At 47.2% G+C, this 9,489-nt stretch carries 8 protein-coding genes and 1 pseudogene; all 9 read left to right on the top strand.

All coding sequences use genetic code 11. From position 1 onward, the window contains the following. Nucleotides 1–310: 310 nt before the first annotated feature. Nucleotides 311–739 carry an IS200/IS605 family transposase gene (tnpA, locus tag V7051_RS23770; protein WP_333879249.1) on the top strand — a complete coding sequence of 143 codons (429 nt, stop codon included), beginning with the start codon at nt 311–313 and terminating at the stop codon, nt 737–739. A gap of 205 nt (nt 740–944) precedes the next feature. Then, a pseudogene (locus V7051_RS23765) lies at nt 945–2,113 on the top strand (IS3 family transposase). Nucleotides 2,114–2,129: 16 nt separating this feature from the next. Further along, nucleotides 2,130–2,471, top strand: a complete 342-nt coding sequence (locus tag V7051_RS23760; RefSeq protein ID WP_333879250.1) for an exosortase system-associated protein, TIGR04073 family — start codon at nt 2,130–2,132, stop codon at nt 2,469–2,471. Nucleotides 2,472–3,002: 531 nt separating this feature from the next. Then, nucleotides 3,003–3,596, top strand: coding sequence for a PilZ domain-containing protein (locus tag V7051_RS23755; RefSeq protein WP_333879251.1), 594 nt, complete (start codon nt 3,003–3,005; stop codon nt 3,594–3,596). Nucleotides 3,597–3,602: 6 nt separating this feature from the next. Then, the gene (gene birA / locus V7051_RS23750; RefSeq protein ID WP_333879252.1) at nt 3,603–4,601 is read left to right on the top strand and encodes a bifunctional biotin--[acetyl-CoA-carboxylase] ligase/biotin operon repressor BirA; all 999 of its coding nucleotides are present in this window, start codon (nt 3,603–3,605) and stop codon (nt 4,599–4,601) included. Then, nucleotides 4,598–5,329: a type III pantothenate kinase gene (locus V7051_RS23745; protein WP_333879253.1), complete on the top strand. Its 732-nt coding sequence runs from the start codon at nt 4,598–4,600 to the stop codon at nt 5,327–5,329. Before birA ends, V7051_RS23745 begins: the two co-directional genes overlap by 4 nt. Before the next feature lie 254 nt (nt 5,330–5,583). Beyond that, nucleotides 5,584–6,813 (top strand): nucleoside recognition domain-containing protein, encoded by a 1,230-nt coding sequence (locus V7051_RS23740; RefSeq protein WP_333879254.1) that lies wholly within the window; start codon nt 5,584–5,586, stop codon nt 6,811–6,813. 137 nt (nt 6,814–6,950) lie between these two features. Beyond that, nucleotides 6,951–8,240 (top strand): tRNA (N(6)-L-threonylcarbamoyladenosine(37)-C(2))-methylthiotransferase MtaB, encoded by a 1,290-nt coding sequence (mtaB, locus tag V7051_RS23735; protein ID WP_333879255.1) that lies wholly within the window; start codon nt 6,951–6,953, stop codon nt 8,238–8,240. A 229-nt stretch (nt 8,241–8,469) separates the two neighbouring features. Beyond that, the gene (locus V7051_RS23730) at nt 8,470–9,348 is read left to right on the top strand and encodes a 3-keto-5-aminohexanoate cleavage protein (RefSeq protein ID WP_333879256.1); all 879 of its coding nucleotides are present in this window, start codon (nt 8,470–8,472) and stop codon (nt 9,346–9,348) included. Nucleotides 9,349–9,489 lie beyond the last annotated feature (141 nt).

Below are 9,489 nucleotides of genomic sequence, written 5' to 3'. Positions count from 1 at the left end.
CGTGTAGTATTTGTCCCATAGCTTTTGCTCCTTGAGTTCAAGATAGTTTATACCAATTAAATATGGGACTAAACACCCTAATAAGTCAGTCAAATTGATGCGCCTCCTGTTGGCGGTTTTGACATTCAATTTTTATCAATGTTTCGCGGTTTCGCTTGAACTCTCAGAGCGGTTGCGTCCCTTACTGTAATTAATCATAAGTAAACCCCCAGCTCTGCTGGGGGACTCACAAAGTTTGACAATTACGGGAATCATCGAGAGTCTCCTTATCTGTGAACCGCCTAAAGTTCTAAAGATAAGGAAACAAACGATGACTTCACTCGAAAGTTTAAATCATACGAAATGGGAATGTAAGTACCACATAGTGTGGATTCCAAAATACCGGAAAAAGAGCCTTTATAAGGAGTTGAGGCAATATTTGGGGGCGATGCTGAAAGATTTGGCATCACAAAAGGAATGCAAGATAGTGGAAGGGCATTTGATGTCAGACCATGTCCATCTTTTGATGTCGATTCTCCCCAAATACTCAGTATCACAGGTTGTTGGATTTATAAAAGGTAAAAGCGCCATATCCATAGCACGAACCTATATGGGCCGAAGAAAAAACTTCACAGGCCAGAGTTTCTGGGCAAGAGGGTATTTTGTTTCAACGGTGGGCAGGGATGAAGCAACCGTGCGAAACTACATCAGGCATCAGGAAGAAGAGGACAAGCGAATAGACCAACTCGATTTATTTTAAGGCACCGCCACCTTTAGGTGACACAAAATCAACCCGCTTTGAGCGGTTCATATTTTCAAGCCTCCGGCTTTGCCGGAGGTTTTTGACTAGGCATTTAAATAAGGCACTATGAATTCCAATATTGACTCTGCTTGGAGTATGATACTCCCCATATTTTAGACCAGCAGTTAAGATAGAAAGCCTTACCCAAAAGGCAATCTAAACTATGGCAAATATACGCAAGAACCACACAACGGAATTTAAAACCAAAGTGGCCGTTGAGGCGATTCGCCAATAAAAAACGATTAACGAACTGACTACAGAATACGGTGTCCACGCGACACAGATCAATCTCTGGAAAAAGCAGGCGTTAGCCATGATTCCAGAAGCGTTCACCGGAAAGAAAGAAAAAGCACGAGAAAACCAGCAGCAGGACATTGACGAGTTGCACCGCCAGATAGGCCAGCTCATTGCCGAACGGGACTGGCTCAAAAAAAAGTCCTCGGCCAGCCATTAGCGGCAAGGCAATCGTGGGTTGGCCCGCAAGACCCACAGTTCAGTGTCCGGTAACAATGCAACCTGTTGGGGCCGAACCGTTCGTCCCTATACTACCCGCCTGCGGGTGAAAGCGAAGAAAACCTCGCTCTAATGCGATTGTTGGACGAGCAATACACTCGGACACCTTATTATGGCGTATTGAAAATGGTGGCGCATTTACGTCATTTGGGGCATGTCGTTAACCCCAAACGGGTCAGGCGTTTGCTGCGGATAATGGGATTGGAGGCTGTGTACCAGAAGCCCGATACCAGCCAGCGAAACCCGGAACACCAGGTTTACCCCTACTTGTTGCGCGGCTTGGTTATCGACCGCTGCGACCAGGTGTGGAGCACTGACATCACTTATATCCGACTGGCATCAGGCTTCGTATACCTGATGGCGGTGATTGACTGGTACAGCCGATACGTCTTTGGCTGGGCATTGAGCACCACCTTAGATGCTGACTTCTGTATTGAAGCGGTGGGAAGCATAACCGAACGCAAGCAATGCGAAATATTCAACACCGACCAGGGTTCGCAGTTCACCACGCCCCGCTTTACCAAGCCGTTGCTAGACAAAGGCATCAAAATCAGTATGGACGGACGGGGGCGGGCACTGGACAATATTTTTGTCGAGCGGCTGTGGCGTACGATCAAGTATGAGCATGTGTACTTGCAGGATAAGCACACCGTCCAGGAAACATGGCTAGGGTTGAAGGATTTCTTCAATTTCTATAATCATGAACGGTTCCACCAATCATTGGACTATCGGACGACGGCTGACGTGTATTTAGGAAAGCGTTATAAGAAGCATGAAACAACCCATTTTTATCAACCGGCTTCTATCTTGATTTCATGAGATTTTGGTCTAGACAATGGGGAGTACCTTAATAATATTGGCGGCTTTTACAGTTTTAATACTATTTTCGTTTTCCAATGCTTATGCGCATAAAGCAACGGGGCATACATCGGCGCAGAAATTCGGTAGAGGTTTGGCAGAGATGACCTGCGGTTTTCTTGAAATACCGGGTAATATCGTTAAAGAGACTAAGGCTAAAGGAGCGATTGGCTTTCCTATCGATCTTGCTACAGGCTTGGGCATGACTGTAACCCGCGAACTGGTCGGCGTTTATGAATTTCTTTCGGCGCCTTTTCCGGTTCCTGCAGGTTTTCAACCGATTTTAACTCCGGAATACCCGTGGGATTATTTTGAATAAATCCCTTTAGAGCGCGTTAGTGTGTAACAAGTCAGAGGGTTTAGGCTCGATTGGTTTCGGGTAATATGCATTGATTCATGGCTAAATCAATGGAGGCCGATCCCAATGACTTGTGTGCCCAAGGTGTTTGATTTAAACAAATTGAGATGAGTGGATTTTTACCGTTCACCAGATAGCTGTCATCGACAGGCGGTAATTTGAAACCGGAATATATGGCTGAGTTCCGTTGCTACGAAGAACTGAACGATTTTCTTCAGCTAGCAACTCCCCTGGAATAGTTTTGATCTTTTTCCTCGCCCAAAGTACCTACTGTTGGCGCTCTATTTTCTGTATTCATAAGCTGATGTTGCGAAGCTGACTCGGATATTCGGGTTTATTATGATTAAGCCAAAAAATAAAACAAACAAACTGTTTAACGTATAATTTGACAAACTGCGGTGGCGTGAGCTGAGCCTATAAAATCGCTTAAAAGCCCAGATGCCAGTCATAATCATAAAAGTTTAGAGGTTGTAGATTATGGATAAGAACAACATGACGAAAACTGAAGATCGAAGAGGCTTTTTTCGAATTGATGACGAAGTTACTCTTTTTTACAAAAAAATAGATGAAAAATTGGTGAACGAGCCGCACCATGTTTCCGACAATATTTTAAATAGCTGTTCGTTGTCTACCGCACTTGAAACAATATCGCAGGAATCGACATTGTTATTGCACAGGCTGGACAAAAACCTGCCTGAGGTAGCGGATTACTTAAGGTTAATAGACGCAAAAATCAATCTTCTTGCTCAGGCCATCATGATGCAAGGCCTTCAAGTTAAGGAAAATGACACCCGTAACGTTAATATGAGCGCAACCGGCATAGCTTTTAATTGTGAAGAAGCGCTCAACGAAAACGATTATCTGGAAATCAAAATACTGTTGATATCTTGTATGACGGTCATCGTGACTTACGGTAGGGTTGTTTATTGTAAAAATAGCGAATCAAACGATGATCGCTACCCTTATTTTGTTGGCGTTAATTTTATTAAGATGAAAGATGATGATCGGGAAATGCTGATTAAATATGTGGTAAAAGAGCAATTACAACAGATTAGGGATAAAAAGCAGGTTAGCAATATATCTTGAGCGGCTGTGAATATTTCAGATAAGCAAAAAAAAATCCTCACGTTATTGGCTGACGGGGAGTTTCATTCAGGCACTGATTTGGCCGATGCGTTGGGTATCAGTCGTTCAGCGATCTGGAAACAATTGAACGGTTTGACCGAGTTAGGATTGCAACACTCGGCAGTCAGCGGTAAAGGTTACCGACTGGATAATCCGCTGGAGTTGTTGGCCTCGTCAAAAATCAATGAAGTTGTTAACAATCAAGTTGGTGCATTAATTTCATCGCTTGAAATTCACGACCAAATCGATTCCACTAACCGTTATTTAGTGGAGCGCTCGCAAAATAATGCGCCTTCAGGCTCTGTTTGTTTTGCGGAACACCAAACAGCCGGTAAAGGCAGGCGAGGGAGGCAGTGGGTTTCGCCTTATGGGAGTAACATTTATCTGTCGATACTCTGGCGTTTTCAGCAGGGGCCTGCCTCTATTTCCGGCTTAAGCCTGGCTATCGGCGTGGCGGTCATCAGGGCTTTAAAGCAGCATCAAATAAATGATGTAGGCCTTAAATGGCCTAATGATATTTATAGCCAGGGTAAAAAACTGGGCGGTATTTTGGTTGAAGTCTCGGGTGAAACGGACGGTCCGTGCAGTGCCGTTATCGGCCTGGGCTTAAATTTGTTTTTACCTGAAACGGAAGCTGAAAGCATTACCCAAGCCTGGACCGATTTAAGTAAGGTCACCGGACAAAGCCAACTGTTCAGGAATAAATTGGCAGGCACCCTGTTAAACCATCTGCTGCCAGTTATTGCCGAGTACGAAGGCGTTGGCATTAAGGCCTATCTCGATGAATGGCGCGGTTATGATTGCCTGGCCGGTAAATCTGCGACCTTGTTTATCGGTCAGCAACAATTCGAAGGCATCGTGCAAGGCGTCGACGATAACGGTATGTTATTGATTGAACATCCTGATGGCAGTGTACAGACCTTTGCTTCCGGCGAAGTCAGTTTTAACAATTCGGTAGCGCAATGAATTTGTTGATTGATATGGGTAATACCCGGCTAAAGTGGGCGGTTACGACAGCCGGTCAAATCATGACTGGGTCGCCTTTGGTTAATCGCCGGATTGATCGGGATGAACTGGTCAGGCTCTGGAAAGATATCTATCGCCCCCGGCGTATTGCCATTTCCTGTGTCAGCGCAAACCGGTTGCTCGAACTTGTCCAGTCGGTAGCGCATGAACTTTGGTTTGATGTGGATATTATCCTGGTTAAATCCCAAGCTCAGGCATTTGGTGTGATTAACGCTTATCAACAGCCGGAAAAAATGGGTGTTGACCGCTGGCTGTCTTTAGTCGCTGCTTGGCAGAAATATCAGGGTTCAGCCTGTATAGTCGATTGCGGAACGGCCATTACCGTGGATTTAATCGATGCCGACGGCAAGCATCAAGGCGGCCTGATCAGTCCCGGTCTAACTCTGATGAAAGAGTCTCTTGGTCAAGGCACTGAGGCCCTGTCATTTAACACATCAAACCATGTAGTCGGTCTGGCCAATTTTACCGAGGCCGCAATTTACAGCGGCACCTTAATGGCGGCCATTGGCTTGATCGAGCATGTGCTGGCAAAACAAGCTGAAAATACGCAACTGATTTTAACCGGTGGAGATGCGGAACTTATCGCCGGACAGCTTGATATTAGGTCCATTGTTGATCCGAATTTAGTCTTGCGAGGACTGCTGTGTGTATTGGAAGGTCATGTATGAATTTTTTGGTTTTTCTGTATGTATTGGCCCATGGATTGAAAAGCGAAGTATTGATTTTAAATCATCATATCCGCCGGACTTGAATCCCTGGTCTGATAATTTATTGACAGAAAAACTCGTTCTTGCCGACTTTTAGGCAATCGTTCATGGTTTCGTAGTTATTTAATCGTCTTAATTGTTGTATGAATATATGAAACTCCGTGCCTTCTTAAAAAAAACCTTAATTACTACCAACACTTACTTATCCGCTTATCGTGTTAAACATTATCTGGATCGGCTTTTTTCTTACCGCCTTTTGCATCGCGCTGTTCAAATTGGTTTTCTTCGGAGATCATCAGGTGTTTGCGCAGATCATGGAGGCCATGTTCGCGTTATCGAAATCGGCTTTCGAAATTGCCTTAGGCCTGACCGGCGTACTGGCCTTATGGCTGGGCATTATGCGTATCGGCGAAAAGAGCGGCTTTATCCAGTTATTAACCCAAGGCTTGACGCCGCTATTTAGCCGGTTAATGCCCGATGTGCCTAGAGGTCATCCTGCGTTAGGTGCTATTGTGATGAATATCTCCGCCAATGCGCTGGGGCTGGACAATGCTGCAACGCCGTTGGGTATCAAAGCGATGCAGGAACTGCAAAGCCTTAACCCGAACCCGGAAACCGCCAGCAATGCGCAAATCCTGTTTTTGGTGATCAACACCTCGAGCGTTACATTGTTTCCGGTGACGATTTTCACCTACCGCGCCCAGTTGGGGGCTGCCAATCCGACCGATGTATTCATCCCTATCCTGATAGCCACTTATATGTCGACGCTGGCAGGCTTGCTTGCTGTCGCGTTCGTACAAAAAATCAACCTGCTGGATAAAGTTATCATGGCTTATCTGGGCGGTTTTACACTGGTAGTGGGCGGCATACTGGCTTATTTTTCAAGCCTGCCGCAGCAGCAAATGCTTGAACAATCCGCGCTTATCAGTAATTTTATCCTGTTTTCGCTGGTCATCATTTTTATTCTGGGCGCGATCAACAAGGAGATTAACGCCTACGACGCTTTCATTGAAGGTGCCAAAGAAGGTTTTCAAACCGCGGTCGGTATCATCCCTTATTTAGTCGCGATGCTGGTCGCTATCGGCGTGTTCAGAGCCAGCGGCGCGCTGGATTTATTGGCTGATTTGGCGCGAGCCGCCGTGCATTACTTCATGCTCGACGACCGTTTTGTCGATGCGCTACCCACCGCATTGATCAAGCCGTTCAGCGGTAGCGGAGCCAGGGCGATGATGATCGATACCATGAAAACCCTGGGCCCGGACTCATTTGCCGGACGCTTATCGGCGATCGTGCAGGGCAGCACCGAAACCACCTTTTATGTACTGGCGATTTACTTCGGTTCGGTCGGCATCAAACATATTCGCCATGCCGCCGCATGTGGGATAATAGCCGATTTGGCGGGCGTTATTGCGTCCATTTTTGTCGCCTATTGGTTCTTTGGCTAATTCGCAATAATTGAAAAGCTTTCACCACGAAGACACGAAGGACACGAAGTTTTATATATTTTCTTCGTGTCCTTCGTGTCTTCGTGGTGTTCTTTTTTATCCGTGCTCTTATTTTATTTAACTTGCTGTAATACTTAATGAAAGTTTACCTTAAAACCCTCGGTTGCCGTCTTAACGAAGCCGAACTGGAAACCTGGGCGCAGGCTTTTCAAAAATCCGGCCATCAAATCACCAAGCAAGCCGAAGCCGCCCAACTTATTGTCATTAATTCCTGCGCGGTAACCCAGGATGCGGCCAGAAAATCACGCCAGCTGATACGGCGCATCCATCGCGATAATCCGCAAGCCAAACTCGTGGTCAGCGGCTGTTACGCAACCTTGAATGAAGATGAAGCTGCGTCTTTGCTGGGCGTTGACTTGGTCGTCAGCAATAAGGATAAAGACCGGCTGGTCGAAAAAACCCTGACCGAATTGAACATGGACAGTATGCCCGCCCTATCCACCGAGCCGGGGGAAATATCGCTGTTTACTCGCGGCAGGCAACGTGCTTTCGTTAAAGTGCAGGACGGTTGCCGTTACCGCTGCACCTTTTGTATTGTCACCGTCGCACGCGGTGAAGAAAACAGTCGTTCCGTGCAGGCTGTCATCGATGAAATCAATGCCCTGCACGCGCAAGGCATCACCGAAGTAATCCTGACTGGTGTGCATTTGGGCGGCTACGGCAGTGACTTGGGCAACAACCTGTCCGACTTGATTAAAGCCATTTTGGCGGAAACCGACATTCCTCGGCTTAGATTGGGCTCGTTAGAGCCTTGGGAGCTTCCGGGCGATTTTTTCGAGCTGTTCTATAATCCGCGCTTGATGCCTCATTTGCACCTGCCCCTGCAAAGCGGCTCGGACACAGTGCTGCGCCGTATGGCAAGGCGTTGCAAAACCGAAGAATTCGCGGTGATTGTCAAACAACTACGCGCACAGATTCCACATTTTAATATCACCACCGATATTATCGTCGGCTTTCCCGGCGAAACCGAGCAGGAATGGCAGGAGAGCTTTAATTTCATCAAGCAAATCGGTTTCGGTCATATTCATATCTTTACCTATTCCAGCCGGGCAGGTACCAAAGCCGCCAGCTTGCCGGACCAATTGGGCAATGAAATCAAAAAACAGCGCAGCAGGCAGTTGCATGAACTGGCTGACGAAATGAAATTGAAGTTTTTTACAGATAATGTAGGTAATGAATTTCCGGTGTTATGGGAAGGCTACAGTGAAGCGTTGGACGATGGCAAACAACGGGTGTTCGGTTATACGCCGAATTATCTCCGGGTTGGAAGCGTGATCAGCAACGACATGTCGGTAGAGAACCGGACAATCAGCTGCGTCATAACAGCGGTTGATCAGAGTTATGTTTTTGGGGAATTGGCGCAATAGATAAAACCGGATTATGCAGAAGCCTATAACAACTTGAGTAATGCAAGGCCGACTGAATGAAGCCGTCGTCAGCTTATCGACAGGTGCTTTTTCCCGAATATGAAACGCTTGAAGAGGATCGTTCTATGCTTACGTCCATAATGCGTGTGGACAAACGTTTATACAACTGGCCCATATCGGAGGCCGCGCTACAGACGCTGGCGTGTGATGGTGTATGGTTACGCACGGAATGAAGCTCGCCCAACCCTTGATCATCAACTTAGCCTGTACCGGGGGAATTCCGACCCGATCCATGAGTCCGCATGTGCCGCTCAATCATAATGAAATTGTCGATGATGTAGCTCGTTGTTTGGAATTGGGTATACAAATGGTGCATTTACATGCACGCGATGTAGAGGGTGTCCAAACCGGTTATCCTGAGCCCTATGGTCGATTGATTGAGGCCATTCGTAAATTGCCGGGTGGACGCGAGGCCCTGTTATGCGTGACTACCACAGGGCGTCAGTCAATTGACTTTGAATCACGTTCCCGCATCCTGGAGCTGGACGGCAACGCACGGCCCGATATGGCCAGCTTAACCCTTAGTTCGCATAATTTTGTGCAGTCTGCCAGCGTGAATGAGCCGGAAACTATCCGTCTGTTGGCGGCTCGCATGCAGGAAAAAGGTATTATCCCGGAACTGGAGGTATTCGATCTTGGCATGGCTAATTTTATACGGGTGTTGCTCAAAGAAGGACTACTGACTGCGCCGCTCTATGTCAATGTGCTGCTGGGCAACATTGCCGGTGCTCAGGCCGATCCATTGCATCTGGCGGCGATCCTCGCAGCCCTGCCGGAAGATTGCGTGGTGTCTGTGGCAGGCATCGGTCGCTGTCAGTTGGCGGCGAATGGCCTGGGGCTGCTATTTGCCGATGGCGTACGAGTGGGTCTGGAAGACAACCTGTGGTTTGATCAGGCAAGGATGACGGCAGCGACGAACGTGGCCTTGGTGCAGCGGGTGTTAAGGTTAGCAAGCGAATTCGAACGTCAGTTGATGGATAGACGGTTTTTGCGGGAACGTTTGGGCATCGGTCCCGGCTCAGCGCGGTTTCCGGCCATGAACAAGTGAGTAGAATTCCCCCTCATATTCCTTATCGACTATGTTTTTTTTGAGTTGGCGGATGCTTCATTACATCATTCCCTCGCTGGAGAGAGTGTGAAAGTATTCATGTGGGAGGGGCTTTAGCCCCGAAAGTCGGGGCTAAAGCCC

Source organism: Methylobacter sp. (assembly GCF_036845245.1).
Taxonomy (GTDB): domain Bacteria; phylum Pseudomonadota; class Gammaproteobacteria; order Methylococcales; family Methylomonadaceae; genus Methylobacter_A.
This window is presented reverse-complemented; position numbering and strand designations above follow the sequence as displayed.

What these genes read in the sequence shown, in the direction of transcription:
- tnpA (WP_333879249.1), top strand. Translation starts at nt 311, where the DNA reads ATGACTTCACTCGAAAGTTTAAATCATACGAAATGGGAATGTAAGTAC.
- V7051_RS23760 (WP_333879250.1), top strand. Translation starts at nt 2,130, where the DNA reads ATGGGGAGTACCTTAATAATATTGGCGGCTTTTACAGTTTTAATACTA.
- V7051_RS23755 (WP_333879251.1), top strand. Translation starts at nt 3,003, where the DNA reads ATGACGAAAACTGAAGATCGAAGAGGCTTTTTTCGAATTGATGACGAA.
- V7051_RS23745 (WP_333879253.1), top strand. Translation starts at nt 4,598, where the DNA reads ATGAATTTGTTGATTGATATGGGTAATACCCGGCTAAAGTGGGCGGTT.
- mtaB (WP_333879255.1), top strand. Translation starts at nt 6,951, where the DNA reads ATGAAAGTTTACCTTAAAACCCTCGGTTGCCGTCTTAACGAAGCCGAA.
- V7051_RS23730 (WP_333879256.1), top strand. Translation starts at nt 8,470, where the DNA reads ATGAAGCTCGCCCAACCCTTGATCATCAACTTAGCCTGTACCGGGGGA.